This is a genomic window from Veillonella sp. 3627, from assembly GCF_003992195.1.
In the GTDB taxonomy this organism is placed as follows: Bacteria; Bacillota; Negativicutes; order Veillonellales; family Veillonellaceae; genus F0422.
Map to the genome: position 1 here is coordinate 91630 of NZ_RQVG01000002.1, position 26013 is coordinate 117642.

The following is a 26013-nucleotide window of genomic DNA, read 5'->3' on the forward strand; positions in this document are numbered from 1 at the left end:
ACTCACTCCTCATTAACTAATAACCAACGTTCTCCAATAATCCATGCCGTAATATCATCGACCGGAACTGGAGGATATAACATGCCTTTAGGCACTAATTTTTTCCACCCTGTCGGTGGATGCACCTCAAAATAACGGCGCCTTGCCTCTTCTGTGGTATGCTTTTCATTCATGAATGCAAATGCTCTTTCTTGTGATATTGCTAGTGTTTTAACTATGGATCCCACCACTTTGTGATTCGTTCCATTACCACAAACCATATAGGTTATTGTTGGATACATAGCCAGCAAAGTTTCTAATTCCTTTTGAACTGATGCAGTAGACACAATATCCATCATCACTAATTGAGCTGTTTTTGTTAGAATGGCAACGCCTGTTTTATCACGCCCTGGATCAACTGCCAATACGTAGGGTTCCAATACCATAGTCCACTCCTCACTGATTCACTGGAATGACGCGTAACATAATTTGTACAGGTCCACTAGTGAAAGTATCTTCTCTTGTGACTGCCTCTAATCGTACGGGGCCACGTTGATTTTCTATTTTACGAATAGTAATAAATAACTCATTTCCCGGTAAAGAACCGACTTCACCTGTAATAGGATCTGGTAATATACCGTGTTTTTTCGCTTCCCCATTGACTTCTTTTAAAAATGCCAACACTTGGTCTTGCGCACTTTTACCACCATCTATCAGAGATGACCAAAGGACTGTATCTTTTTTGAAAACCATATCATGAGGATATGCATGAATTTCTGCTAGCGCCGGTTCTCCATAAATAATATTTGCTGAAGCAGTAACGCGAATCATCAATGGTTTATCCGTAGAGGCTACTACTTTTGCTACTTCATTTAAGTTATCCCGGCTCACATAAATGACTGTCTTTTCTTCTTCCATTTGGAATCGATTTAAAATAAGACGATTCGTGTCTTTCAAGAAGCTTGTTAAAGCAGCCATGCTTTCTACTTCTCCTAAGCCAGGTCGAATCACAGCTTGAGATAAAACTTCTCCATTACGGAATACCACGTTCCCTTCACGCACATGATTGATACCATCTTCTAATTGTTTCGTAGTTAATTGTAGATCTTGTACATGGCTTTCCAATTGTGTACGTACCTGTTCTAACCGTCCTACTTCTGCATTTGAGTTAACAAGTTTTTGTTCCGCTTCTGCATAGGCATCTTGAATCGATACTAATTGGTCTCCCATGCTAGATAAAGCGCTGCGAGTTTCTTCTAACTCTTGCTCCGTTGCTTGTACATCACTTTGTACCTTTTGCAATTGTTTATTTTTTTGATTCAATTCATCATTACTTTGTTGTAATGCCTTCGTTTTTTGATCTATATCTGCTGAAAGTTGCGCCATTTCAGCTTTCAATTTATCCATACCAAATAAAGCGGTCCGTACATTGTTTGAAGCAATACTCAACACGCCTATCGTAGCAGCAGAAATGAATATCCCCGTTACAATAGTCACAATAATAGATGTATGTTTAGGACGCAACCCAAACAAACTCATCCTCCGTTTCCCTACTTTAGTGCCGATTTTATCGCCTAAAAATGCAATTAATCCCCCCATAATGGTAATAATAAGGAGAATCCGTAGTCCTACTAACATGGTCATATACCTCAATGTAAAATACTAGTCCTATATCTTTACTTAGTATATCAAAATCCCTAGTACACTACAATGGTTATACAATAAAAGGTCTCCATATACTCATCTGCAATCAAGATATAAAAGAGTAGCATTACTTACTAGATTAGTAATGCTACCCTTGTTAAATCTTATTATTTAGATACTCTCCAGTTTAAATATAAACCAGCTAATACACCTAACGTATTAGGAATCCACGCTGCCAATACTGGTGGTAACGCCCCTCCTTTACCTAGGGCTCCAGACAATGTCATTACCCCATAATAAATAAAGATAACTAACACAGAAATGCCAAATCCAATAGAAGAGCTAGACCGTTGTTTTTGTAAACCTAATGGTGCTCCTACCAAGGCAAAAATAAAGCTTGCTACAGGAATAGTAAAGCGTTGATACATTTCCATTTGCCATTCTGTAATTTTACCACCAGTAGCCTCCATCGCTTTGATTTGCTGTCTAATCTCTTTGATGGTCATCTCTTCTGGCTTACGTTGAGATCGACTAATTTTATCTGGATCTTGCGTAATTGGCAATACTTGTTCTTCAAACTTCATAGTTCGATCGATACCCTCACCAGATGCATTAATATCATAAATAGTACCATCGTGCATAATCCAGTATTGACCGTTCCAATTCGCAGTTTTAGCACGTTCAATTTGTGTCACTTGTCCATCCGTAAATTGTTGCACTGTAATATCGGACAACAGTTTAGTAGAGCTATCATATTTACCTGCATACATTAAAGTGTTAATCTTTTTGTCCGCTAATGTTTTTAATACAATATGTTCCTGTGTTTGTGGGGTAGCACGTTTCATAATCTCCTCACGGATAATCGTTTGATACGCGTGGTTTGCTGCTGGCACTACATATTCATTAAAAGCAATAGAGCAAAGAGAAATAAGAAATGCCATGATATATACAGGTGTGGCCAAACGTAAAAAGTTTTGTCCCCCCGCACGCATCACGATAATTTCACTACTACCACTTAATCGACCAAATGTCATAAGCGATCCTAGTAGGACAGACATAGGAAAGGTTAATATTACAATATTCGGTAATGCCAATAAAAAGGCTCTAGTCACAGACCATAAACTAGCCCCATATTCTGTAATATACTGGGCAATACGAAATAGCGTGCCTGTACCAATAAAAATACTAGTAAAGGCAAAAATCCCAAACAGAAATGGCCCTATGAAAGCTTTCAATATATATTTATCTAAAATTCTCATACCCACTCCTACATTCGGAAATCATCACCTAAATAAAACTTACGAGCCACATCGCTCGTAGCCACTTCATCGGCTGTACCTTCTAATAAAATCGTACCACTATTTAAAATGTAAGCTTTATCTACAATCCCTAATGTTTCACGTACATTATGGTCTGTAATCAGCACTCCAATCCCTCGATCTTTCAAATGACGAATAATAGATTGAATATCTGCTACCGCAATAGGATCAACCCCTGCAAAAGGTTCATCCAGTAATATAAACTTAGGATTTAAAGCAATGGCTCTAGCAATTTCTACACGACGTCGCTCACCACCGGACAACTGAATGCCCAAGCGGTCACGTACGTGGGTAATATGAAATTCTTCTAATAAAGACTCCATGGTTGCCTTTTGTTCTACTTTAGAAAGATCCGTAGTTTCTAACATAGCTAAAATATTATCTTCAACGGTTAGATTACGAAAAATAGAGGCTTCCTGTGGCAAATATCCAATACCATAGGCAGATCGTTTATACATCGGCATATGGGTCACATCCACATCACCGATGCAGATACTTCCTGAACTAGGTTTTTCTACACCTACAATCATATAAAAAGTAGTTGTCTTGCCTGCTCCATTAGGGCCTAACAATCCCACAATTTCGCCTTCCTCCACACGAACACTCACTTTATCCACTACATTTCTTGATTTATAGGTTTTTACTAAATCCTTGGTTTGTATAAACATAAATTCTCCTTACTTTGGAGTAATGATTAAGGTACTGCGCCCACCAAGCGTTTCTGCACTATTATCACTAAGTTGAATTTTTAATTCTGGCGCTTCTAAGACATTACCATTTTGTACAGCTCTTGCATTCCCTTTTAAATAAGCCACTCCATCATTTTGATTTGGAGTCTGCGTATATATAGCTTCATCTGCTGTGGCATTTATATTACGACTTGTACTAGATACGGTTACATTCCCTTTCGCTGTGGCAGAGATTTCGTTTGTAAATGCTGTAATATGTTCTCCAGTCAAGATGTTATCAGCCACCATTAACTGTCCATTACCAATAATTTCACCATAACCAGTTTCCGTATTATAGTTTACATGATCACCGTATAGTTGACGATCATCTTTTTGTAAATGCACATTACCTGTAGCATCAAATTGATGATTATGTAATACATGCACTTCTGATGCTGCCATTGACATATTAGTGCCTATCATACTCACTCCACCAGTTAAAAATCCTTCTTGTGTGTTCGTATTATACCAACCTATAGCACCAGTCATAGTCTTATCATCTTTGGTAATAACTACACTACCTTTTACCTCAGCACGACCACTAACTCCATCATATGTCAACTGATCGGCTGTAATCATTAAATTACTGTTACCAGCAGGATTTGCATCCGTTGGCGCTGCCCATACGGGAATCATCATAGCACCACCCATAAGAGCAGCCATGATTAAACGTTGTATTTTCATGAATATCCTTCCTACTTGCGAATCAATTTAGCATGACCTTTTGCTGTTACTTGCTGCAAAATCATATCGCCTTCTAACACATCACCTTCTAATGTTGTGTCAACATCGGTGTAAATAAATTTAGAAGTTGACTTAAATAACTGTTCTTTACTTCTATACTCTAGCCCTTCTGTGCGAAGAGTTGCACCCGTACTAGAGATAGCCTCAATGCCACCAGATAATGTAATCTGTCCATGGTCTTTAGATACCACGCCTTTTGGTGCTTTCACTGTAAGTATTTTTCCATCCTTATGAAACGCCCCTGTTACATTTTCTAAGGTAACTACTTTTGTGACCTGATCAACACTTATCTTTTCTGCTTTGACAGACCAAATAAGTTGTCCATTTTTTTCTTCTTTCAATTCTGTTCCATTAAAACTAATAGAATTTCCAGAAGGTCCCATCGTGGTGGTTTCTACTCCACCATACAAAAAATATCCAACTCCCAAAAGAATTAAAATGCCTACCACAATCGTGAGGAGAAGTTTTTTATTGTTCTTCATGCACAGCCTCCCGTACTTGTAGTTTATGTTCAATATCTACAATTTCATGAATTTTAGTATTCCAACGATGTTGGAACCATAACCATTCGTCTGGATGTTCCTTAATAAAATCTTCCGTAATTTTAACAGTCGCTTCTGTTAAGCGGAACATATCTTTCTCTACATCACCTGTATCTTCATAATATAAAGGAGGTAATATATGTACAATGTGCCCTTTCTCTTTACGAGAAGCAAATACAGGAACTACAGGGGCTTTAAATTTTTTCGCAAATGATGCTGGTCCCGTCACTGCTGATGATTCTTGTCCCAAGAACATGACAGGTAATCCTTGATACCATCCATCTTGATCCGCTAAAAATCCCAATAGTTTCTTCGCTTTCATTGCTTGCGCAGCACCCCTCATTTCGGATCCACCACGAGCAAATACTTCTAAACCTACCATTTCACGGTATTCATTCAGCAATCTAGTAAATTGAGCATTAGGCTGCTTTTTAACAATCGTTGTAGACGGATACCCATGGGCCGCTAAGGCTGCTCCCATCCATTCCCAGTTGCCTACATGAGCCGTCAAAATAATAACACCTTTATCTTCTGCTAAGGCTGCATCTAAATGCTCTAATCCACGCATTTCAATATGTTCTTTAATGAACTGAGGTGTTAAGTTCGGCATGTACAACATTTCCATAACGGAGCGACCTAAGTTTTGAAAGAGTCGACCTAATATAGCATTCGCTTCTTTTTCATCTATAGAAAGGCCAATCATGAGGTTATGTAATCCTCGTTTGACCTGTTTTTTCCCTACTAATCTATATAAAGGTCCTAGAGATGCTCCAATGGATAAGATTGTAGAATAAGGTAATGTACAAACTAACTTACTTAGTGTTTTTAAGGCTGTATATTGCCATTCTCCTGCCATGAAAGCCTCCTTTCTATTGACCTACTTGATAGGATTCCTCACGATATGTACGCACAGCATCCTCCCAAAGTCCTTCTTGCTTTAAAATATACTCCACTGCTTCTCGCACAGCTCCTTCTCCGCCTTTTGCTTGACAGATATAGTGAGCTACTGCTTGCACTTCTGATACACCATCCTGTGGTGTCATAGCTAATCCTACTTTAGACATAATGCCTAAATCATTGAGATCATCGCCCATATAAGCTACTTCATGAGCCTCTAATTGTAATGTATGTAAGAGTTCCTGTAAGGCAGCACTCTTATTATGACTTCCCATTTGAATATGAGAAATGTTTAACTCTTTTGCTCGTCTTTCTACCATGAAAGATGTACGCCCAGTAATAATGGCTGTTTGCAATCCCATGCGCTTCGCCAAAGCTAATCCTAAACCATCTTTTGCGTGAAAAGCTTTCACTTCTTCTCCACTAGATGTATAAATAATCTCACCTTTTGTAAGTACTCCATCTACATCTAAGGCTAAACAACGTATTGCCATTACACAATACCTCTCCGCAATAAATCTGTAATATGTACTAAACCAAGGCTCATTCCATCCTGTCCAACAACTGGTAATACAGTAATCGGACGAGGCTGATTTTTCTCCATCATATGTAGCGCTTCTGCCGCTAGTTTATCTTTAGTAATGGTACGCGGTGATTTTGTCATCATATCTTCCACAGACCATACTAGGAAATTGCATCCAGAATCTAGACCACGTCGAATATCTCCATCCGTTACTAATCCGATTAATTTACCTTCTTCATCTACTACGTTAGCTGCTCCAAGTCCTTTGTTGGTCATGACAAATAATGCATCTTGCACAGTAGCACCCTTATGAATAATAGGATTGTTATCTCCGCTATGCATAATATTTTCTACTGTGAGCAATAATTTACGACCTAGGGAACCACCTGGATGGAATACAGCAAAGTTTTCTGGCGTAAATTTATGTTGATCTAATAAGCATACTGCTAATGCATCACCTAATGCTAATGCTGCGGTGGTACTACTAGTGGGAGCTAGCCCTAACGGACAGGCTTCTTTATCTACACACACAACCAAGACTACATCAGAATTTTTTCCCAATGTAGAACTTGGGTTTCCCACTACAGAAATTAATTTAGCACCAATACGGCGCAAGGAAGGCAATAAGCTAATGACTTCACTAGTTTCCCCACTATTTGAGAAAGCTAATACTACATCATCAGATGTTACCATCCCTAAATCACCATGTACCCCTTCACCAGGGTGTAAAAATAATGCAGGTGTACCTGTACTCGCTAATGTAGCCGAAATTTTTCGTGCAATATGTCCAGATTTTCCCATACCTGTACAGACCACGCGTCCCTTAGCTGCTAAAATTAACTCTACAGCCGTTTCAAAACGATGATCTAATGTTTCAATTAAGTCTAACACTGCTTTTGATTCTTCTTGGAGCACTTGTGCTGCTCGTTCAAGTATCTTCATAGTTCACCTGCATCCTTTATATCTGTACTATTTTTTTACGATTTTATCGATAGCCACTAAATCAGTTAATAGTTCTTCTAAAGAGTCTAAATATAACATGTTTGGCCCATCTGAAAGGGCTTCTTCTGGATTATCATGAACTTCAAAGAACAATCCATCTACACCACTTGCTACAGCACCGCGTGCTAGGTTCGCAACAAATTCACGTTGACCAGAAGAAGCTGTACCTGCCCCACCTGGTAATTGTACGGAATGCGTAGCATCAAAAATAACTGGATACTCAAAGGAACGCATAATCGGGAAGGATCTCATGTCTACCACTAAATTATTATAGCCAAAGCTAAATCCACGTTCTGTCAACATTAAGTTCTGATTGCCGGATTCTTCCATTTTTTTCAACACATTGCTCATATCTTTAGGAGCCATAAATTGACCTTTTTTCACATTCACGCATTTTCCAGTAGCCGCAGCTCCGTATACCAAATCAGTTTGACGGCACAAGAATGCTGGAATTTGAAGGATATCCAACACTTCAGCAGCTGGTTCAATTTGAGTAATATCATGAATATCACTTACCACTGGTACCTGCAACTCTTCTTTAATAGCTTTCAAAATTTCTAAACCTTCTACGAGGCCTGGGCCACGGAAGGAAGAATAGCTAGAGCGATTGGCTTTATCAAAGGAAGCTTTGAATACGTAAGGAATACCCACTTTATCACAAATTGCTTTCGCACGACGACCAATCTCCAATGTACGTTCATAGCCCTCAATTACGCATGGGCCTGCTAATAAAAATAAGCCTTTACCTCCACCAAGTGTAAGGTTGCCTACTTGTACTGTTTTCATAGTATCTCCTTTCTAAACGAAATTGTTTATGCTTCCAATTGGTGAAATATTTCATTCACTCGTTCTAAATCTTCTGGTGTATCTACGCCCACAAAGCGTTGGTCCGTAGTAATGACCCGAATGGTATATCCATTTTCTAAGGCTCGTAACTGCTCTAAAGATTCAGTTAATTCTGCTGGTGTCGGTTCCATCTTAGCATATGTTAATAGAAACTGACGATTATATCCATACATGCCTACATGCTTGAGTGGAGGAACCACAAATGCATGTCTAGGATGAGGAATTAAAGAACGGGAAAAATACATGGCATTCCCTAGGCGATTTACAATTACCTTGACAGCACTAGGCTCATTATATTCTGATTCTAACAAAGGACAGCCTACCGTCCCCATTTGTAAGGTTACATCTTTTTTAAATTGACGTGCCAATGCATCGATAACTGAAGCATCAATCAACGGCTCATCACCTTGAACATTGATAATCACATCAATATCAGTTCTTGTAGATGCTACTTCTGCTAAACGGTCAGTACCCGTCAAATGATCAGCTCTTGTCATCATAACTTGCCCACCAAATTGGATGACCGCCTCATATACCCGTTCATCATCAGTGGCCACAATGACCTCATGAATTTCAGTGGCTTTTGAAACTTGTTCATACACTCGTTGAATCATTGGCTTATTACCAATCATCGCCAGCGGTTTTCCCGGTAATCGAGTAGATCCATAACGAGCTGGAATAATACAAGCTATACGCATATTACTTCCCCTTTGCTATTTGCAAGACATAAGATTTAAAATCTTCTTCACCTTTGGTAAATTCAATACCTATCACTAATACATAAACAGGGATTTTTAAATCTCGTATAGCCCGTACTTGTGATAACTTAACTGCATCTTTTTCCGTTGTAATGATGCCTTGAATCCCCGTTTTAAAGCAATGTTGCCATAGCTTTACAACATCATCTTCGGAATAATCATGATGGTCACCAAAGCTCATCATATCCTGCACCGTAAATCCATAGCTTTCTAAATTAGCAATGAACGAACTAGGTTGTCCAATGCCACTAATCGCTAGCAATGGAGTGCCATCATAGTCACTAATATCATGAATCGGGCCATTATGGCTCCATTCTTCCAAGGTTTGAAAGCCCACTGTTTGATGAATGGTTTCTGCTACAGGAACAAGAGGTGCCAAGGAATGAATCTCTGCACGTAGTTCTTCTAGTTGTTCCGAATCCACTTGATTCGTTTTCGTTAACACAATATAGGTAGCTCTCTTCAAGTTTTCCAATGGTTCTCGTAGAAGTCCTCTTGGCAATACCGCACCATAACCAAATGGGTGACTTGCATCAATCAACACAATATCTGCATCACGGCCTAAGGCACGATGCTGAAATCCATCATCCAAAACAAGCACATCGGATTGCATATCTTCAACGGCAATTTTTGCAGACTCTACTCGTTTTGAACCAATAATAACATTCGCATTAGGTAATGTTTTTGCCAATAACCAAGCTTCATCACCACTAATAAAAGAGGATACATCCACAGCCCCTCGTCTAGATACGACAATAGGCTTTTTATTATTATCTGCTTTGTAACCACGGCTTAAGACGCTCACTGTATGTTGGGCTGTATCTAATGTTTCACATACATAACGTACCATGGGTGTTTTGCCCGTGCCTCCAACTGTAATATTTCCTATACTAATGACCGGCACTGGCATTCGCAATACTCGGTGTGGGTGGTTATAGCGTTCATTGCGATATTCTACGACTCTTTCATAGACTTTACTAGCCTTTTCTAAACCATTGCGCAGAGCATCTCCTAAGGAGCCTTCCATCTGTCCACTAATGATATGCTTAAAGAGTTGTTCTCCTTTCATGAGTAAACCTCCTCCGTATCCCCTTAGTATAACTTAGGATATTAAAACTAATATGAATCGATTATGGTACTATGTGAAAGCGTTCAAAAAGACGGCGTAACTCCTCTGTATTGCGTTGTGTAGCTCCCCGATTTTCACTGACTACTTCCAAGCAATGACGACTCATCTCTTCTCGCATAGTATGGTTAGCACACAAAGTTTGCAATACTCTTAATAATTCTCTTTCATCATGTACCATTGTACAAGCACCACGGGAGCTCAACAAACTATAGATCTCCTTAAAGTTAAACATATGTGGTCCTACAATAATTGGCTTACCATGAGCAGCTGGTTCCAATATATTATGACCTCCAGTTTTTACTAAAGATCCACCTACAAAAATAATATCCCCCAAACTATATAGACGACCTAATTCACCGATGGTATCTAAAATCACTACTGGAATTTCTTCATGTACAGGTTCTGTCATAGCACTACGACAAATCGCTTTCAACCCATATTTTTGAGATAATGCTTTTACATCATGGCCACGCATAATTTCGCGAGGTGCAATCAGTAATCGCGCATTGGGATAAGATTGTAAAATTTCTTTAAACGCTTGAAACAACTTATCCTCTTCCCCTTTATGGGTACTACCTGCCACGATAATAGGATGATTGTGTCCAAATCCAAACTCATGTTGCAATTGTTCTTTTTCTTCATCTGTTACCGTTGCATAGGTTTGATCATATTTCGTATTCCCTGTAACGGTTACCTCTTGTACATTTGCCCCTAATACAGTGATATATTCCGCATCTAATTTAGATTGCATACAGAATCGATCGATGGACCCCAACATATCATGCATAAAAGATTTAATATGCATATACCGTGACATAGAACGATCACTGATACGACCATTGACCATCATAACTGGAATCTGTTCAGCTTTGGCAATACGAAGAAAGTTTGGCCAAATTTCAGTTTCAACCAATAAAATTGCAATGGGCTTAATCGTTGTCAAAATTCTTCGTGTCAAAAATGGTAAGTCTAAGGGGAAGAAAATAATCCCTTCTGCTTCTGGAATGATGCGGCGTGCCATGGCATGTCCAGTAGCAGTTACCACAGATACAACTACAACTGCATCAGGAAAGCTTTTTTTGATGTCTTTCACCAATGGGCTGGTAGCTACAATTTCGCCTACAGAAGCCGCATGCAACCAAATAGCCCGTTTACCTTCAATTTTTTTCATCAATGTGCTAGGCATGAATCCTGCACTTTGTTTGATCCGCTCGTAGAATCCGTCTTCAAAGGCCAAACGGTAGAGAATCACCGGTATCAAGCCAATCCAATAGATAATGAGAAGTATATTGTATATCCAATACATAGTTTATCCTTTTCTGGCAAATTGAACAGAATATAAATGGCTATATAAGCCATTCAACGCTAATAATTCATCATGTGTGCCTTCTTCTACAACACAACCTTGCTGTAAGACCACAATATGATCGGCATGTTTAATAGTACTCAATCTATGAGCAATGACTAGAGCCGTTCTATTTTTCATTAGTCGTTCTAACGCTTCCTGTACAATCTTTTCACTTTCAGTATCTAAGGCTGAGGTAGCCTCATCAAGAATTAAAATGCTCGGATTTTTCAAGATAGCTCGTGCAATAGCAATACGTTGACGCTGACCACCCGATAAAGAGTTACCTCGCTCTCCCACAATCGTATCAAATCCATTCGGTAATTTTTCAATAAACTCATAGGCATTCGCTGCTTTAGCCGCCTCAATGATTTCTTGTTCAGTAGCATCTAAGCGACCATATAAAATATTTTCACGTACTGATGCATTGAATAACATCGTATCTTGTGGCACTAAACCAATATTTTCTCGTAAGGATGTAAATGTGACATCTCGCACATCTACACCATCAATGCGAATAGCGCCACCTGTTACATCATAAAAACGTGGTAACAAGTTCGCTATCGTTGATTTACCAGCTCCAGAAGGACCAACAATCGCCACGGTTTGCCCTTGTTTCACCGTTAAGTTGACGCCTTTTAAAGCTAAATTATCTTCATCATAAGCAAATTGTACATTGTCGAATTCTACAGTTCCTTGTACATCTGTTAACGCTTTTGCCGTTGGTGATTCTTTCACATGAGGTTCTGTTTCTAAAATATCAATGACACGATCTCCTGCTGCCATTGCTTTTTGCAAGTTACCATAGACTTGAGTTAAGCGTTTCACAGGGTTAGATAAGTTAATAGCATAAATTAAGAATGCAATCAAGGAACCTGCTGTAATATAACCTTGCACTACAGAATATCCGCCATACCATAAAATAATCACCACTGCAATAGCAGCTGCAAATTCCACCATAGGCCCCATGACAGCTGTTAATTTTGTAGCTTTCATAGCTGCATCAAAGTTATTTTGGTTCTCTTGTTCAAATCGCTTAAATTCATATGTTTCACGAGCAAAAGAACGAATCACGCGCACCCCTGAAATAACTTCTTGTAAAAACGCCGTAATATCCGCTGTTCTACCTTGTACCTCATGACCTGCAGAGCGCAATTTTTTACCAAATATATTCGTTAATCCTAATACAACAGGCACAATAATCAATGTTAAAAGGGATAGTTTCCAATCCAAGTAAAACATGAAGACTAAGGACCCTACCAAGGTAACTCCTTCTGTCATAAACGATATAAGGTTATCTACAATAGCTTGTTGTAACGCCCCTACATCACTAGTCACATTACTCATGATAACCCCTGTTTTACGGCGGTCAAAATAAGCTTGGTCTAACTTTTGTAAATGCTTAAATAAGGTTTCACGAATATCGATAACCACGCGCTGTCCTACATAAGCCATCATATAGTTTTGCCCATAGGTAGCAAATCCACGAAGCAAGAAAATTACTAAAATAGCAATCACAATTAATGTTAATAAGCCTAAATCTTTATCTTGCAATACGCCATCCACTACATTTCGGATTAACCATGGTACCACTAAATACCCCATGGCAGCTGCAATCATACAAAATATCCCTAATATGAGTCGCATCCTATATGGCACAATAAATGCCAATAGTTGTTTATAACGATTCATTTACGCCTCCTTCATTGCGACTGATGCAATGACATCAGCTACACGTTGCACCGCTCCCGGTGCCCCTAATTCTACTTTCACTTGCGCTAAATCAGCTTTCATCTGCGTATATACCGCCTCATGATCTAAGATATTAGCTAGTTCTCGTTCTACATTTTCTGGCGTTACATCCCCCTGTAATAACTCAGGAATAATGCGACGCTTCGCCATAATATTAGGCAATCCAATATGATCTATTTTTACCAGTAATTTACCAATTCCATACGTAACAGGTGCCACTTTATAAATTAATACAGTAGGTACATCCATCAAGGCTGTTTCTAAGGTAGCTGTCCCTGAAGCCGCAATACATGCGGTACAAATCTGCATTAAATCATAGTTATGACCTTCTGTAACAGTGACTGGTACAGAATAACTTTGTAAAATTCTGTCAATATCTTCTCTAGGTATTGTATGTGCCCGTGGTAAGAAGAACTTCAAATCTGTATGATTTTTATATAACCGTTCTGCTGCTGCCAGCATTGTTGGTAATAACCCTTCTACTTCTTGTTTACGACTACCTGGCATCAAAAGAATATTACGACTCCTTGTATCTGCACCAAAATGAGCAAGCGCTGCTTCGACGGACATGGTAGGATGTACAATATCTACCAAAGGATTCCCTACAAATTCCACATCTACACCAAATTCACGGTATGCCTCTGCTTCAAAAGGAAAAATAGAAGCTACTTTTGTCACCGTTTTAGCGATATCCTTGCCTCGTCCTTTATTCCAAGCCCAAATGGTAGGGGCAATGTAATACACCACAGGTATATGTAATTCTTTTGCCACCTTCGCTAACTTCATATTAAAACCTGGATAGTCAATACACACCAACACATCTGGCTTTTCTCGTAGCATAGCTTCTTTTAAGAAGCTGCGAAGTTTAAAAAATGTGGGCAAATGTTTTATTATTTCAACAATACCGATGAACCCTAGTTGCTGAATATCGTATATAATATTCACACCCGCTTCCTTCATCAAGTCTCCGCCCATGCCAAATAGTTGTGCTTTTGGATATGCCTCCAATAAAGCCTTTGCCACACTGGCACCATGCGTATCTCCTGATGCTTCACCAGCAGAAAACATAATCTTCATGCTTACTCCTCATCCGGCCCTTCTACGGCACAGATTACGATACCTAATTCGTTTGCTTTTTGCAAAACTGCTTCTTGCTCAACAAAAATCGTCCGTTTCGCCTCCATAGCTAGGACCTTGCAGTTACCGGTAATCATAGATTCTAACGTCTTCATACCTACCGCTGGAACATCAAAACGTACGTCCTGATTAGGTTTTGCAGTTTTTACCACCACAGCCCCTTCACGACCCAAGGCACCGCCTCGCTTGATACACTCATCGGTTCCTTCAATGGCTTCTATGGCCATCGCCGCTTGTTCTTTCACTACTACGGTTTGTCCAATGTCAAGTGCACCCATTTGTTTCGCTAAGGTAAAACCAAACTCAATATCTAATTGCTCCACCTCTGTTGGTTTTCTCATTGTCATGACACCTACTGGTGGCATAAGAGATCTCATATATTTTGTTTGATCCGCTACCGCTAGTCCTTCTTTTTCTAATTCCTCTACGATAGCTAGCATGATCGTATCATCTTTACGATTGCGCAAACGATTCAACAATTTGATCGTACGCATATCTGGTATGGTTGTTATCTTTTTATACAGATGTTCTTTTGTTACTTTTCCTAACATAGTCACATCTGTGACGCCCTCTTTAAGGAACGTTTTAATCACTGTATCTGATTTAAAGACGCTGATTTGGTAGTATGCATCGGCCTCTGCTTGTAATTCAGGAGCTCCCTCTGTTACAACAGAAATGACCACAACTTCATAGCCTTCATGTTGAGCAGCTCGCATAAATTCAACTGGCAGATTACCAATTCCTGCAATCAATCCTACTTTCGCCATAACGCCTCCCACTAACTTTTAATTATAAAAATTCTAATCTATATTATACCATATATAGGGCATAAATGGCATGAAAGTTCACAATAAAAAATACATGGAAAAGCATACATTGTATGCTCTTCCATGTATTATAATTCCATTATTAATCTCTGCGTACGCGCATGATACCACGATCTGCATTGCGTAAGAAACGTAGCATGTGTTCAATCTCAACAGAAGATATTAAATTCAATTCCATTTCTTCAATTGCTTTAGACAGACTATAGCCACTGCGATATAGAATACGAAATGCCTTCTTCAACTCACGACGCACTTCTTCAGATACTCCAGCGCGAGCTAACCCTACAGAGTTCAACCCAATTACATGCGCTGGCTGTCCATCCGCAATGACATAGGGAGGGATGTCTTGTACGACTTTCGCCATACCACCAACCATAGCATTACGACCAATTTTTACAAACTGATGGACCCCTGCAATACCTCCAATAACCACGCGATCTTCTACAATTACGTGACCAGCAAGGCCTGCACAGTTACTCATGATAACATTATTGCCTACGATACAGTTATGCGCCACATGTGTGCACGCTTGGAACAAACAATTGTTACCAACTCGTGTCTCTTCCCCTTCACCAGTAGCACGACTGATAGTTACGAATTCACGAACTACTGTATTATCGCCAATAATGCAATAACTTTTTTCACCTTTAAATTTTAAATCTTGTGGTTCCAAACCGATAGCACAACCCGGAAAAAATTCATTATTTTTACCAATCGTTGTCCAGCCACCAATAACTACATTAGCGCCAATTTTAGTACCATCTCCGATTTCAACATGTTCTCCAATGACTGCACCAGGACCAATAATAACATTTTTACCAATTTTTGCATCTGGATGTATGACTGCAGTACTATGAATTTCAGATGTTGCATTTTCCATGCCAACTACGATCATCTGTGTCACTCCTTACATTTTGAAAGTTATTCTGGCTTCACTAAGGCGAACATGTACTCACCACTTGCCACCAATTTATCACCTACATACGCACGACCTTCTACTTTACCCATACGACCTTTGATTTTTACTACATCAGCCTCGATGCGTACTTGATCACCAGGTTTAACTGGATGACGGAAACGTACTTTATCTATACCTGTAAACATTGGTGTTAAGCCACGATTTTCTTCAGGATACAAGAGTGCAATACCACCTACTTGAGCAATTGCTTCTGTAATCAATACACCTGGCATCACAGGGTTACCTGGAAAGTGACCCATGAAATGTGGTTCATTGAAAGTACAATTTTTAAGACCTACCGCACGTTTCATTGCTTCCATTTCAATAATACGATCTACCAATAAGAATGGATAACGGTGTGGTAGAATTTCCATAATTTCTTCAATTGTAAGAATCATGTTATGCCTCCTCTTGCATTTCTTTTAAAATTTCTCGACTTAATCGCGAGTTTAAATTATGACTCGATTTCACAGCAATAATATGGCCTTTTAGATGGCCCACCAAGAATAAATCGCCTAATATATCTAAAATTTTATGACGTACTAATTCATCTGGAAAATTAAGTTCCGATAAACAAGTTGTATCATCATAGACAATCACGTTTTCCGTGGATCCGCCTTTAGCTAATCCCATCGCTTGCAATTGTTCGATTTCTTTTGTAAAACCAATCGTTCTTGCTGGCGCAATTTCTGTAGCAAATACATCAGGATTAATCTCATAATCTGCATGTTGCGTACCTAGCATAGGATGACTATTAATACTTGTAAAAGTGACACGGAATCCATCATAAGGACGAATAATGATAAATTTATCTTCTTCATAGATACCATGAGATTTTTTCACCACATAAACTTGACGGTCTGCCTCTTGTTCGATAATTCCTGCCTCTTTGATAAGCTGCACAAATGTGGCTGATCCACCATCAGCTATAGGAGGTTCCGGTGAATTCAATTCAATAATACAGTTATCAATAGCCATACCATAAAAAGCTGCTAAAATATGTTCAACTGTAAATACTTTTGCCTCACCCTCTTCTAATGTGGTAGCACGCATCGTATTTGTTACATTACGAATGTCCGCTTTCACAGAAGGAGTGCCCGGCAAATCTGTACGTACAAAGGTAATCCCTGTATTGGGCTCACTAGGAAGGATACGCATTTGCACAGGTAAACCGCTGTGTAATCCAGCCCCTTCATAGCTTATTGCTTTACTAATTGTTTGTTGTTTCATAAGGGCCTCCTTTCTACAGTTTTTGGTTCATCACATCTGGTGGTACTTCTATGGTATCACCATAAAAGCGACGTGTCCATTTCCATCTATTATGAAGCCAGAACCAATCTTCTGGATATCTTCGAATATAATCTTCCACCCATTCATTGAGCATCGTCAATGTAACCGCAATATCACGTTTCCGCTCTTCTGTTTTTTCAGCGTATACAGGTGGATGTACAGTAATTTCGTATTTCTCAGTATATTCATTAAAACGTATTGTTATAGGAATAATCGGCACATCCTGCATACGAGCCATTGCCGCAGGTCCTACGGGAGTCAATGTTTCATAGCCAAAAAACGGAACCAACTGACCTTTATCTCCTGGATCTTGGTCCATAATAAGACCAATGAAGGAACCTTGTTGTAATTCTTTTACCATTTCACGGACACCTGTTTTATAAGTGACGTGTTGTTTCATAAGCGCACGATATTCATTGATAAATTTGTCCGCATCACCTTGTTGCTGCATCGCTACTGAAATCAAAGGATATCCTTCAGATGCTAAAATACCTCCTAGTAATTCCCAGTTTCCACTATGGAGAGCAATAATAATAGCACCTTTTCCATCTTCTTTGGCATCTTCTAGATATTCTCTACCTTCCATGGTGAACATCTCTTTGTATTTACCATCTTTAATTTCAGGATAACGAAGCACATCCACAATCATGCGACCAAATCTTGTCACACTGGCTTTGGCAATTCGTTTTGCCTCTACAGGATCATCTGTAATACGACAAAATAATATTTGTCCAATGGCCAATCGTTTTCGATTGCTTGGTGTAAAAATCCATCCTAATTGCCCTAATAGATACCCAATAGCATATTGCATTCGATACGGCAAAGCACATAGGATAGCACTTAACACTTTCATACAGGTATATAACATATCTACACCTATTTATCTTCTAATTTAGCTTGTAATGCAGCTACTTCTTTTTCTAATGCTTTTAACTGTTTTACCATATCTGGTAAACGGCTTTCATAGGCAGCTAATTTTAACCATTCTTTATGTGGTCGCATTGGGAACCCTGCATAAAGTCCATTCGATGGCACATTACCTGTAATGCCTGTTTTTCCTGCAAAAGTAACATTATCACCAATTGTAATATGTCCTGTACAACCAGTTTGTCCAGCAAAGATAACATGGTTACCACATTTTGTACTACCTGCGATACCGACTTGGGCAATTAAGAAACAATCTTCTCCAATTTCTACATTATGGCCTAGGTGAACTAAATTATCTATTTTAGTGCCACGACGAACTAAGGTAGATCCCATAGTAGCATTGTCTATACAAGAACAAGATCCTACTTCCACATCATCTTCTAAGATAACATTACCTACTTGTGGAATATGTGTGTGTTTACCATTTTCCGTGGCAAAGCCAAACCCTTCTCCACCTACAACAGCATTCGCACGTAAGACAACTCGTTTTCCTAAAATACAGTTCTCATGCACAATGGAACTTGCATAAATCGTTGTACCTTCACCAATACGCACATTATGTCCAATATATACATAGGCGTGTAATGTAACATTATCTCCAATAATAGCATTATCATAAACTACACAATAAGGTCCAATTTTTACATTGTTTCCGATTGTTACATTCTTACCAATAATTGCTGTTTCATGAATCCCCTCTGGGAATACCACCGGAGGGTGAAATACTTCTAGCAATTTGGCAAAAGCTGCTTTAGCATTAGACACCACAATTTGAGGAGTTTCACACCCTTCAATTTTAGTATCTACTAACAAAGCTCCTGCTTTACTATCTTTGGCAAACTCTCTATAATCACCGATAGCAAAACTGATAGCATGAGCTGCACCTTGATCTAAACTACGGGCTTCTTCAATATTAATGGAACCATCGCCATATACAGTGCCCTCAACCAATTTGGCTAGGTCTTCTACTGAAAACTTCACTATGAAGCCTCCTTACTTTTTACTCTCTTATTATTTACTAGTTTCTCCGGAGGAAGCACTTTCATTCATTTTTTTAAGCACATCTTCTGTAATATCAATTCCACCACTTACAATGGCTTGATCATTTGCTACTACAGTCAATTCTTTTTCTTTTGCTACAGCTTGGATATTGGATTCCACATAGGCTTTAAACTCTTTACCTTTTGCTTGTCCATAAATTTGCAATTCCTGTTGTGCATTTAATTGTGTTTGTTGGAATTGCTCTTCAGTTTGTGTACCTTGCACTTGAGCTAAACGGTCTGTAACTTCCTTTTGTTTAGCTTCCATTTCTTTATTAATATCCTTAGCTTTTTGGCTTTCTTGCACTAACTTTTCAGTGTTTACCACACCTACTTTTTCACTTGATCCACAACCAGCTACTAATCCTAATGCACATACCATCATGGCACCTGTAGCCATACGTTTCCACATTGATTTCATCACTTTACTCCTTTATTGTCCATACGATTGAATGATTTCTTCTGTTAAATCCATACCCGTACGATCTGTAATATGATCTACCAGCACTAAATCTAACTGTTTAGCTCTAGCCAACACTCCTGCACGAACTCGAATATCTTCTAAAATGGCATCATGTAGGGCTTGTACTTCATCCCGTTTTTGTGCCAATCGTTGTTCCCATTCTGCATCCCACAAAGTGGTGCCCTCACGGTGAACCTTAGCCAACACTTCTTGTTGCGAATCCACCAGACCTTTCATAGATTGATCTCGCTGTGCCCCTAAGGCTTTTGCCTGCTCAGTAGCATAGGCACTTAACTTCTGCTGTGCTTCTGTCTGGGCAGGTACCATCGCCTCAGCCACTTTGGCTTCTAGATCTTTCCATTGTTGAGATCCGTTGATACGATGACTCCGTTGTGCTAACAAATCAGATAATCGTTGTTCCTTCTCAGCTTTTAGAGTGTCCCAACGTTTTCGTTGCTCTTCATCAATTGGCTTTACTTTCATTTCAGTTGTTAACCACAATTGTAAATTTACAATTTCTATATCTGCTTCACTAGGTTCTACTTTGTAATTTTTACGATATTGTTCAATCAATTCACGTTGCTTAGCCGCTAACTCTTGATTTAACTCAGCTTCACGTAATGCAATTTTTGTTTGTAGCTCCTGATTCAAACTTTCAGTTAAATTTGATTCTAACTGTTTTAGATGTTCTTCAGATTTTCCCACTTCAGTACCCAATTTAGATTTGAGAAGTTCATCCTCTCTGTCCCGTTGAGCCTCCAGTCGTAACAATTCTTTCTTTTGTTCATCATAACTATGAAAGTTTGGATGCTTTTCTACTACCTCTTGCAAACGTACAACCCCAATCCGTGGTCCTTGCAAAGCCACAGGCTGATGATGTACATAATAACTACCAATACTAGCAGCACATACAAGTATACCTAATAAAGCGAAGATAGGTCCTTTTCCCATTTGGATGTTACCTTATTTAGTTTCTGCTAGCTTCTTGCTCACTTGATCCGTAATATCAGTACCACCAAACAATACAGATTCACGGCTCAATACCACGCTAAGGCCTTTGCCATCAGCTACTGTTTTAGAAGCTTCATCTACACGTTTTTTAAGATTTTCTTGAATTGTTTGTTGTTTTTCTTGCATCTTTTGACGAAGTTCATTAGATAATTTAGCCTTACCTTCTTCATCTAAATTAGCAGATTTTTCATTAAATTCTTTTTGTAGTTCTTCATTATAGGCAGCATATTCTTGTTGTGCATCTTGCACTAAGTTTGGATTGCTTTCTACAATTCGCTGCATATCAATAACACCGATATTGCTCACTGCATTGGAACCACCATGTCCCGCCATCTGTGTATAGGCCAAAGCCCCCACACTGATGACAAAAAGAATGCCTACAATGATAGACACTGTTTTTACATTCTTTTTATTATTCAATAAACGCATCATAGTGTATCTACCTTCTTTCCTTATATTCGTCCTATTAGGCGTAACCAACGATCCTGGTCACCCCAGACATATTCTAATCGTAAATATTCATGTACATCATAGGAAAGAGCAAATTCATTAGCTTTCGCAGTTATATCTCTTTCATATCTTGCATTCCAACGTGTACCAATATTTTGGTATACAAAACCATGATGGTGATGATTCGGCAGGCTGTATTGATAACCTACCTTTGTATCTTTACTGAATTGATACCCATACGATGGCGCAAAAGACCATTTCAAACGATTGGGTAAAAACTCTGTTTCTAAATACCAATCATGGGGACCTCGATGAACCCCCGTATACACTCGTAATCCTACAGAATCCACACCACGCCCCATATCCAAATACCCTTCGCCTCGAAGAATATACTTAGAGGAATCCACGTGAATGTCTAATCTTGTATCCGTACCTACCTGAAGTTCTGGAGTCATGGTCACACCAAATTGCGTAACACCCCGACTTGTATTAAGTTCTTCTTGTATCTCCGCTTCTATCATCAACTGATGACGTCGCACAAACGACACAGGTAGTCCCTCTAATTGTTGTAACTTTTTTTCATAGTATTGACGCATATTATAAAAAAGAGCACTCGGTAAAGTATTAGAGTGAATAGCCACATCTGTACGATGTACGCTATTACCATGAGGTACTAAATATACGGTAGCCTTTGCTAATTCTCCACCTACAATATCAATTTGTGGTGTAAATTCAGGAAGAGTTCCTTCTAATTCACTTCGAATTGATTTTTGTGCTAATGGTGTAATCCAACCTAAGGACTCCAGGGATGCTCCCAAAAGAATTTGCTCTAACCGGGGCTTTACATTTCCTATATCTCTATGTATGAGAGATTGTCCATAAGGAGATATATTCCCATAGTTAAACTTAGTTTCTATAGATTGTACCACATTTCCATAGGGTTCTAATGTAAGGCGCATATACATAGATTCACCAATATCCATAGATATAGATTTTACCGTATATCCATATAGAATGCGATCCACTACATCTATTGTAGCCTTTTCATAGGCCTGCATAGATTCCTTGATATAAGAATCCTCTTTACCTTTGTATATATAGGAAGCTGCACCTTGAATACTAGCTACCATACGTGTTTTTAAGGCTGCTGGAATCGTTCCTGTTGTACTGTGTAGGTCCACATCTACAGTCTGAACAGGCGCTCCATAGACGGAGGGAATCCCTAATGTAACCATTAGGAAAGCCCCTCCTATCCATTGTTGTATAGTCATCAATTAGAATTGTCCACCAAAGCTAAAGTGGAATTTCTTTTGATCTTTACTAATACCATAGTCGATACGTACTGGACCAATTGGTGTTGTCACACGCACGCCGGCACCTACAGAAACATTAAATGTTTTAGAATGTTTGAACCAAGGTACATTTGGTGCATCCCATGCATCACCTAAATCTGTAAATAATGCACCGCTTACTTTATTCCAAATTGGGAAGCGATATTCTGCCGTAAAGTTGTACATTTTTTTACCACGGTATTGATCATCCTCATAGGCACGAAGAGAATCAGAACCACCGATTGTATATAATTGGCTATATGGTAAATCGCCCATTGCCCAACCTAATCTTGCACGGAAGGCAAGAACTTGTTTATTACCTACTTTTTTATATGTTCTAGCTTCACCAGTGAATTTATAGAAGTTAAAGTCACCACCTAAGCCATGACCACCCCATTGTAATGTACTGGATAAACGTTTACCACGTGTTGGTTCGTATACATTATCACGGGAGTCAAATACTTTTTGCCAGCTAATGCTGTTTGTTGTGCCAAAGTTGTTTTTCAAATATCCAGATGCTAAGAATGGATATCCATGGTTATTCCAACGAGGTCCTTGAGATTGGTTTGTATCATAACGGAAACCACTGGAATCTTTATTATCCCAAACATAAGTATCTTTACGATGCTCTAATGTGACATAATCACGAGTAAACTCAGCAGTTTGGCGACCTAAGGAAATATTAAAGCCATTAGATTTTCTATCATAGGTAGCCACAGATTGACCTTTTTCGTTGTAATCTGTATATTCGTTTAATTGATTGTAGTAGGTTACCCCTAAAGATGTGCCTTTTCTATCAATCCATGGACGCAAGTAGGAAACAGAGTAGTTTTTATAACCTGCTGTGCCTCCAAACTCCCAGTGAACTTTCACTTTATCACCAGTACCGCGTAAGTTTTCTTCACCCACTTCTACAATACCTACAAAGCCATCAGCATCAGAATAACCTGCACCTAATGTAATCGTACCTGTTTTATGTTCTAGTACGTCCACTTCAATGTTCACCATTTCTTCTGTGGAGCCTTGTGTTAAACGTACATTTACATCATCAAAGAAACCTAAGTTATATACTTTCTCTACAGATCGACGTACTAAGAATTTATTAAATGGTTGTCCCACTTTTTGGTTAAATTCACGAGTAATCACACGATCTTTAGTCTTTTTATTACCATGTGGAGTAATACGTTCTACAATACCTTCTACTACAGATACGTGTAATACACCATTGTCATCTACAGCCATATCTTTTACATGAGCTAAAATATATCCATCACGTTGGTACGCTGCGTTGATACCTTGTACTTTTTCACCAACTGCAATAGTATTTAACACAGTGTTAGGTTGTACACCTAAATAGTTCAATAATACATCTGTTTTGTATACCGTATTACCCTCTACAGACACACCTTTAATCACTGGGTTTAAGGTTACATGATATGCTACTTTTACACCTTCTGGTACTTCTGTAAATACTGGTGTAATTTCTGAAAGAACACCGGAACCACCTAGGTTAGCAATCTCTTTAGAGATTCCTTCTACTGTAACAGCATCACCAATTTTACCTTGTAATAAAGAAAGGAAAGCCGGTTGATTTGCTTGGTCAAGACCTTCAATAGAAATATGAGTGATCGTTTTGCCTACATATTTTTGTAACTCCGCTTCAGTTAGGGATGTGAAATAACGAGCTTGTACTTGAGGAATCGCTGTTTCCACACCTGCCGCCTGTGCTTCTTCTAATTTATCACCACCAGCTTTTGTGATAACTTTAACTTCTTTGTCATTAGTAGCTAAGGAAGAGTTATCAACACGTTTACGTTGTTCTTCAATAGCATCACGTTGTGCAGCCTCAGACAAACCTTCACGAGCTGCTGCAATCGCTGCCTCTGTAGCCGTATCACCAGAGGCTACTGTTTCTTGGCGTGTAGTATTTTGCTTTCCTAAATCCTCCATGGATAATTTAGCAATTGTTTTGCCACTTTCAGTCGTAGTAGCAGTATCAGCAAATACTGGAGTTGTACTGATTGCCGCTAGGACAGCAAAGGTTAAAAATTTCTTATAAGATAGGTTTCCCTTCATATATGTTCCTCCTTAGAATATAAAAGGTGCTAATCTCGCAAAATACGTCCACCAGTTTGCACTGCATGTACCATGTCTTTCGAGCTAATAGTAGGATCTTTTCTAGGTTCTACATTGGGCTGTGTTGTTACAACATGATTGGTTTCTATCACCGTCTCTACGGGCTTAGGTTCAGCCTGTTCTATGGTTGGTGATTCTTTCACTACCACTGTGGAAGACACAGGTGCAGGTTTCACCTCTACCTTTGTTTCTATGACAGGAGTATGTGTTACGTTCCCTGCTTCATGTTGTGATAGCCACCAATGTGTTACCCCTATGACTCCTACTAATGCAATAGTTAACATAGCTCGTTGTGCGTAGGACACAATAGAGGGTCTACCCTCATTCATTTGCTTCATCTCTGCTTGAGCCAAGAATAAATGAAAGTTCCCCTTCACACTTCCCTTTGTAGCATAGGACTTAGCTGCTGCATCTAACCAAGCACGAACCATGCGAATGCGTTTTTCCATAGGTGTTGTTACAGGTTTCATACATTCCTCCTTTCATAACTATATAATCGTAGTTAGAAAGAAAAAAGTGAACCTATTTCTTACTATCTTTACTATTATACCAATGAACCGCTATTTTGCCTATTTTTTTCTGCTAACTTTCTTTATACTACTCTATTTTTTTAATATTTTAATGAAGAATCTATTTCAATTTCATTCCATTTGACCACAGTTCGCCATATATCCTAATCTATGCTATACTTATTCATAGCATATAAGGAGGTTCCTTATGGACATACTGATTAATATGGGCCTATCATTTCTAGTAGGTGTAGCAGCCCTCTTTCTTTTACTTGCGCTAGAACCACACAGTCATGGCGTATTAAATTCATCAGGTCGGATGAATCGATTTCAATTTATCATTGGCATACTATTTTTATCTGCTACTATGCATATTTTTAATATGTTTATCCAACAACTATTAGATGTAGTTGTCATATTGCCGGCTTATTTTGGCATCAAAGCATTAGCTTACGCAGGATATATCATATTGCTCCCTCTATACTATACCCTATACATACGACGATTCAATGACATCGGATTACCAGGTCGTCTCCTTGGTATACTATTGGGTATGTATATTATTTGTACAAATTTATATCTACCATTAAAGAATATTTATATTCTGCACACTATTATTGTAGTAATTATACACGGATTCTTATCTTGTTTCCCTGGTTCTACTGGAAACAATCGCTACGGACCTCCTAGTCCTTGGCCAAGCAAACGTAAGAAAGGATAGTGATT

At 38.9% G+C, this 26013-nt stretch carries 28 protein-coding genes; 1 reads left to right on the plus strand and 27 read right to left on the minus strand.

Annotated elements, in window-relative coordinates:
• Window positions 1-2: 2 nt before the first annotated feature.
• The 27 genes from EO114_RS01725 to EO114_RS01850 all read right to left on the minus strand — a co-directional run bounded on the left by EO114_RS01725 (window position 3) and on the right by EO114_RS01850 (window position 25248).
• Window positions 3-425 (minus strand): hypothetical protein, encoded by a 423-nt coding sequence (locus EO114_RS01725; RefSeq protein ID WP_126940607.1) that lies wholly within the window; start codon window positions 423-425, stop codon window positions 3-5.
• 10 nt (window positions 426-435) lie between these two features.
• Window positions 436-1617, minus strand: a complete 1182-nt coding sequence (locus EO114_RS01730; RefSeq protein WP_009353051.1) for a DUF3084 domain-containing protein — start codon at window positions 1615-1617, stop codon at window positions 436-438.
• A gap of 173 nt (window positions 1618-1790) precedes the next feature.
• Window positions 1791-2882 (minus strand): LptF/LptG family permease, encoded by a 1092-nt coding sequence (locus tag EO114_RS01735; RefSeq protein ID WP_009353054.1) that lies wholly within the window; start codon window positions 2880-2882, stop codon window positions 1791-1793.
• Window positions 2883-2890: 8 nt separating this feature from the next.
• Entirely contained in the window at window positions 2891-3610 is a 720-nt protein-coding gene (gene lptB, locus EO114_RS01740; protein WP_062401918.1) for an LPS export ABC transporter ATP-binding protein, read from the minus strand.
• A 9-nt stretch (window positions 3611-3619) separates the two neighbouring features.
• Window positions 3620-4354 (minus strand): LptA/OstA family protein, encoded by a 735-nt coding sequence (locus EO114_RS01745; protein WP_127061178.1) that lies wholly within the window; start codon window positions 4352-4354, stop codon window positions 3620-3622.
• An 11-nt stretch (window positions 4355-4365) separates the two neighbouring features.
• The gene (gene lptC / locus EO114_RS01750; RefSeq protein ID WP_127061180.1) at window positions 4366-4896 is read right to left on the minus strand and encodes an LPS export ABC transporter periplasmic protein LptC; all 531 of its coding nucleotides are present in this window, start codon (window positions 4894-4896) and stop codon (window positions 4366-4368) included.
• On the minus strand, window positions 4883-5812 hold the full coding sequence (locus EO114_RS01755; RefSeq protein ID WP_062401929.1) for a lysophospholipid acyltransferase family protein: 930 nt from the start codon (window positions 5810-5812) through the stop codon (window positions 4883-4885). Before EO114_RS01755 ends, lptC begins: the two co-directional genes overlap by 14 nt.
• 13 nt (window positions 5813-5825) lie before the next feature.
• Window positions 5826-6347, minus strand: coding sequence for an HAD family hydrolase (locus EO114_RS01760; RefSeq protein ID WP_009353671.1), 522 nt, complete (start codon window positions 6345-6347; stop codon window positions 5826-5828).
• On the minus strand, window positions 6347-7318 hold the full coding sequence (locus tag EO114_RS01765) for an SIS domain-containing protein (protein WP_062401935.1): 972 nt from the start codon (window positions 7316-7318) through the stop codon (window positions 6347-6349). Before EO114_RS01765 ends, EO114_RS01760 begins: the two co-directional genes overlap by 1 nt.
• A gap of 27 nt (window positions 7319-7345) precedes the next feature.
• Window positions 7346-8164: a 3-deoxy-8-phosphooctulonate synthase gene (gene kdsA, locus EO114_RS01770; protein ID WP_126940622.1), complete on the minus strand. Its 819-nt coding sequence runs from the start codon at window positions 8162-8164 to the stop codon at window positions 7346-7348.
• A 26-nt stretch (window positions 8165-8190) separates the two neighbouring features.
• Complete coding sequence (kdsB, locus tag EO114_RS01775) at window positions 8191-8922, minus strand: 3-deoxy-manno-octulosonate cytidylyltransferase (RefSeq protein ID WP_127061182.1); 732 nt, start codon at window positions 8920-8922, stop codon at window positions 8191-8193.
• A gap of 1 nt (window position 8923) precedes the next feature.
• Entirely contained in the window at window positions 8924-10051 is a 1128-nt protein-coding gene (gene lpxK, locus EO114_RS01780; protein ID WP_127061184.1) for a tetraacyldisaccharide 4'-kinase, read from the minus strand.
• A gap of 61 nt (window positions 10052-10112) precedes the next feature.
• Window positions 10113-11417: a 3-deoxy-D-manno-octulosonic acid transferase gene (locus EO114_RS01785; RefSeq protein WP_127061186.1), complete on the minus strand. Its 1305-nt coding sequence runs from the start codon at window positions 11415-11417 to the stop codon at window positions 10113-10115.
• A 3-nt stretch (window positions 11418-11420) separates the two neighbouring features.
• Window positions 11421-13148 carry a lipid A export permease/ATP-binding protein MsbA gene (gene msbA, locus EO114_RS07925; RefSeq protein WP_127010759.1) on the minus strand — a complete coding sequence of 576 codons (1728 nt, stop codon included), beginning with the start codon at window positions 13146-13148 and terminating at the stop codon, window positions 11421-11423.
• A complete protein-coding gene (gene lpxB / locus EO114_RS07930) occupies window positions 13149-14285 on the minus strand; it encodes a lipid-A-disaccharide synthase (protein ID WP_009353711.1) in 1137 nt (378 codons plus the stop codon).
• A 2-nt stretch (window positions 14286-14287) separates the two neighbouring features.
• On the minus strand, window positions 14288-15112 hold the full coding sequence (locus EO114_RS01795; protein WP_009353707.1) for an LpxI family protein: 825 nt from the start codon (window positions 15110-15112) through the stop codon (window positions 14288-14290).
• A 142-nt stretch (window positions 15113-15254) separates the two neighbouring features.
• Window positions 15255-16067 (minus strand): acyl-ACP--UDP-N-acetylglucosamine O-acyltransferase, encoded by an 813-nt coding sequence (lpxA, locus tag EO114_RS01800; protein ID WP_009353663.1) that lies wholly within the window; start codon window positions 16065-16067, stop codon window positions 15255-15257.
• Between the two features lie 26 nt (window positions 16068-16093).
• Entirely contained in the window at window positions 16094-16528 is a 435-nt protein-coding gene (gene fabZ / locus EO114_RS01805) for a 3-hydroxyacyl-ACP dehydratase FabZ (RefSeq protein ID WP_127061188.1), read from the minus strand.
• Window position 16529: 1 nt separating this feature from the next.
• Window positions 16530-17360: a UDP-3-O-acyl-N-acetylglucosamine deacetylase gene (gene lpxC, locus EO114_RS01810; RefSeq protein ID WP_062401956.1), complete on the minus strand. Its 831-nt coding sequence runs from the start codon at window positions 17358-17360 to the stop codon at window positions 16530-16532.
• Between the two features lie 13 nt (window positions 17361-17373).
• Window positions 17374-18288 (minus strand): lysophospholipid acyltransferase family protein, encoded by a 915-nt coding sequence (locus tag EO114_RS01815; protein ID WP_009353654.1) that lies wholly within the window; start codon window positions 18286-18288, stop codon window positions 17374-17376.
• 8 nt (window positions 18289-18296) lie between these two features.
• Entirely contained in the window at window positions 18297-19328 is a 1032-nt protein-coding gene (gene lpxD, locus EO114_RS01820) for a UDP-3-O-(3-hydroxymyristoyl)glucosamine N-acyltransferase (protein WP_009353697.1), read from the minus strand.
• A 30-nt stretch (window positions 19329-19358) separates the two neighbouring features.
• Window positions 19359-19808, minus strand: coding sequence for an OmpH family outer membrane protein (locus tag EO114_RS01825; RefSeq protein ID WP_009353717.1), 450 nt, complete (start codon window positions 19806-19808; stop codon window positions 19359-19361).
• Between the two features lie 12 nt (window positions 19809-19820).
• Complete coding sequence (locus tag EO114_RS01830) at window positions 19821-20801, minus strand: hypothetical protein (RefSeq protein WP_127061190.1); 981 nt, start codon at window positions 20799-20801, stop codon at window positions 19821-19823.
• 12 nt (window positions 20802-20813) lie between these two features.
• On the minus strand, window positions 20814-21293 hold the full coding sequence (locus tag EO114_RS01835) for an OmpH family outer membrane protein (RefSeq protein ID WP_009353684.1): 480 nt from the start codon (window positions 21291-21293) through the stop codon (window positions 20814-20816).
• Between the two features lie 20 nt (window positions 21294-21313).
• Complete coding sequence (locus tag EO114_RS01840) at window positions 21314-22546, minus strand: hypothetical protein (protein ID WP_127061192.1); 1233 nt, start codon at window positions 22544-22546, stop codon at window positions 21314-21316.
• Window positions 22547-22585: 39 nt separating this feature from the next.
• A complete protein-coding gene (locus EO114_RS01845; protein WP_127061194.1) occupies window positions 22586-24718 on the minus strand; it encodes an outer membrane protein assembly factor in 2133 nt (710 codons plus the stop codon).
• A 29-nt stretch (window positions 24719-24747) separates the two neighbouring features.
• Window positions 24748-25248 (minus strand): hypothetical protein, encoded by a 501-nt coding sequence (locus tag EO114_RS01850; RefSeq protein WP_009353650.1) that lies wholly within the window; start codon window positions 25246-25248, stop codon window positions 24748-24750.
• A 247-nt stretch (window positions 25249-25495) separates the two neighbouring features.
• On the opposite strand from EO114_RS01850, the gene EO114_RS01855 reads away from it, so the two are divergent.
• Window positions 25496-26008 (plus strand): DUF805 domain-containing protein, encoded by a 513-nt coding sequence (locus EO114_RS01855; RefSeq protein WP_009353721.1) that lies wholly within the window; start codon window positions 25496-25498, stop codon window positions 26006-26008.
• Window positions 26009-26013: the final 5 nt, after the last annotated feature.

What these genes read in the sequence shown, in the direction of transcription:
- msbA (WP_127010759.1), bottom strand. Translation starts at nt 13,148, where the DNA reads ATGAATCGTTATAAACAACTATTGGCATTTATTGTGCCATATAGGATG.
- EO114_RS01725 (WP_126940607.1), bottom strand. Translation starts at nt 425, where the DNA reads ATGGTATTGGAACCCTACGTATTGGCAGTTGATCCAGGGCGTGATAAA.
- EO114_RS01825 (WP_009353717.1), bottom strand. Translation starts at nt 19,808, where the DNA reads ATGAAATCAATGTGGAAACGTATGGCTACAGGTGCCATGATGGTATGT.
- lpxB (WP_009353711.1), bottom strand. Translation starts at nt 14,285, where the DNA reads ATGAAGATTATGTTTTCTGCTGGTGAAGCATCAGGAGATACGCATGGT.
- EO114_RS01845 (WP_127061194.1), bottom strand. Translation starts at nt 24,718, where the DNA reads ATGAAGGGAAACCTATCTTATAAGAAATTTTTAACCTTTGCTGTCCTA.
- EO114_RS01855 (WP_009353721.1), top strand. Translation starts at nt 25,496, where the DNA reads ATGGACATACTGATTAATATGGGCCTATCATTTCTAGTAGGTGTAGCA.
- EO114_RS01830 (WP_127061190.1), bottom strand. Translation starts at nt 20,801, where the DNA reads ATGGGAAAAGGACCTATCTTCGCTTTATTAGGTATACTTGTATGTGCT.
- fabZ (WP_127061188.1), bottom strand. Translation starts at nt 16,528, where the DNA reads ATGATTCTTACAATTGAAGAAATTATGGAAATTCTACCACACCGTTAT.
- EO114_RS01815 (WP_009353654.1), bottom strand. Translation starts at nt 18,288, where the DNA reads ATGTTATATACCTGTATGAAAGTGTTAAGTGCTATCCTATGTGCTTTG.
- lptB (WP_062401918.1), bottom strand. Translation starts at nt 3,610, where the DNA reads ATGTTTATACAAACCAAGGATTTAGTAAAAACCTATAAATCAAGAAAT.
- EO114_RS01760 (WP_009353671.1), bottom strand. Translation starts at nt 6,347, where the DNA reads ATGGCAATACGTTGTTTAGCCTTAGATGTAGATGGAGTACTTACAAAA.
- EO114_RS01850 (WP_009353650.1), bottom strand. Translation starts at nt 25,248, where the DNA reads ATGAAACCTGTAACAACACCTATGGAAAAACGCATTCGCATGGTTCGT.
- kdsA (WP_126940622.1), bottom strand. Translation starts at nt 8,164, where the DNA reads ATGAAAACAGTACAAGTAGGCAACCTTACACTTGGTGGAGGTAAAGGC.
- EO114_RS01835 (WP_009353684.1), bottom strand. Translation starts at nt 21,293, where the DNA reads ATGATGCGTTTATTGAATAATAAAAAGAATGTAAAAACAGTGTCTATC.
- kdsB (WP_127061182.1), bottom strand. Translation starts at nt 8,922, where the DNA reads ATGCGTATAGCTTGTATTATTCCAGCTCGTTATGGATCTACTCGATTA.
- lpxA (WP_009353663.1), bottom strand. Translation starts at nt 16,067, where the DNA reads ATGATCGTAGTTGGCATGGAAAATGCAACATCTGAAATTCATAGTACT.
- EO114_RS01765 (WP_062401935.1), bottom strand. Translation starts at nt 7,318, where the DNA reads ATGAAGATACTTGAACGAGCAGCACAAGTGCTCCAAGAAGAATCAAAA.
- EO114_RS01755 (WP_062401929.1), bottom strand. Translation starts at nt 5,812, where the DNA reads ATGGCAGGAGAATGGCAATATACAGCCTTAAAAACACTAAGTAAGTTA.
- EO114_RS01735 (WP_009353054.1), bottom strand. Translation starts at nt 2,882, where the DNA reads ATGAGAATTTTAGATAAATATATATTGAAAGCTTTCATAGGGCCATTT.
- EO114_RS01745 (WP_127061178.1), bottom strand. Translation starts at nt 4,354, where the DNA reads ATGAAAATACAACGTTTAATCATGGCTGCTCTTATGGGTGGTGCTATG.
- lptC (WP_127061180.1), bottom strand. Translation starts at nt 4,896, where the DNA reads ATGAAGAACAATAAAAAACTTCTCCTCACGATTGTGGTAGGCATTTTA.
- EO114_RS01795 (WP_009353707.1), bottom strand. Translation starts at nt 15,112, where the DNA reads ATGGCGAAAGTAGGATTGATTGCAGGAATTGGTAATCTGCCAGTTGAA.
- lpxC (WP_062401956.1), bottom strand. Translation starts at nt 17,360, where the DNA reads ATGAAACAACAAACAATTAGTAAAGCAATAAGCTATGAAGGGGCTGGA.
- lpxK (WP_127061184.1), bottom strand. Translation starts at nt 10,051, where the DNA reads ATGAAAGGAGAACAACTCTTTAAGCATATCATTAGTGGACAGATGGAA.
- EO114_RS01785 (WP_127061186.1), bottom strand. Translation starts at nt 11,417, where the DNA reads ATGTATTGGATATACAATATACTTCTCATTATCTATTGGATTGGCTTG.
- EO114_RS01730 (WP_009353051.1), bottom strand. Translation starts at nt 1,617, where the DNA reads ATGTTAGTAGGACTACGGATTCTCCTTATTATTACCATTATGGGGGGA.
- EO114_RS01840 (WP_127061192.1), bottom strand. Translation starts at nt 22,546, where the DNA reads ATGGTTACATTAGGGATTCCCTCCGTCTATGGAGCGCCTGTTCAGACT.